General features: G+C 52.2%; 1 protein-coding gene. It reads right to left on the bottom strand.

Going from position 1 to position 557, the window contains the following annotated elements; translation table 11 throughout:
• Positions 1-557 (bottom strand): MSCRAMM family adhesin SdrC (locus B7709_RS10160; protein ID WP_239822481.1); only part of this gene is annotated, 557 nt, incomplete at both ends.

Genomic DNA, 557 nt, shown 5'->3' with positions numbered 1-557 from the left:
ACCAGTGCCTCAGTAAGTGCTAGCACGTCAGCGAGCGTATCTGCTTCAACGAGTGCTTCAGTAAGTGCAAGCACATCTGCAAGTGCGTCTGCTTCGACCAGTGCCTCAGCATCAGCAAGTACATCAGCGAGTGCGTCTGCCTCAACCAGTGCTTCAGCATCAGCAAGCACATCAGCGAGCGTATCTGCCTCAACAAGTGCCTCAGTAAGTGCAAGTACATCTGCAAGTGAGTCCGCTTCAACAAGTGCCTCAGTAAGTGCAAGTACATCTGCAAGTGAGTCTGCTTCGACAAGTGCTTCAGTTTCAGCTAGCACGTCAGCGAGCGCATCCGCTTCAACAAGTGCCTCAGTAAGTGCCAGCACGTCAGCGAGCGTATCTGCCTCAACAAGTGCCTCAGTAAGTGCAAGTACATCGGCAAGTGAGTCCGCTTCAACAAGTGCTTCAGTTTCAGCAAGTACATCGGCAAGTGCATCCGCTTCAACAAGTGCTTCAGTTTCAGCAAGTACGTCAGCGAGCGTATCCGCCTCAACGAGTGCCTCAGTAAGTGCCAGTACGTC

This window comes from Streptococcus oralis subsp. dentisani (assembly GCF_002096335.1).
Taxonomy (GTDB): Bacteria; Bacillota; Bacilli; order Lactobacillales; family Streptococcaceae; genus Streptococcus; species Streptococcus oralis_Z.
Note: the sequence above shows the minus strand (reverse complement) of the source record. Positions and strands in the feature narration are given on the sequence as shown.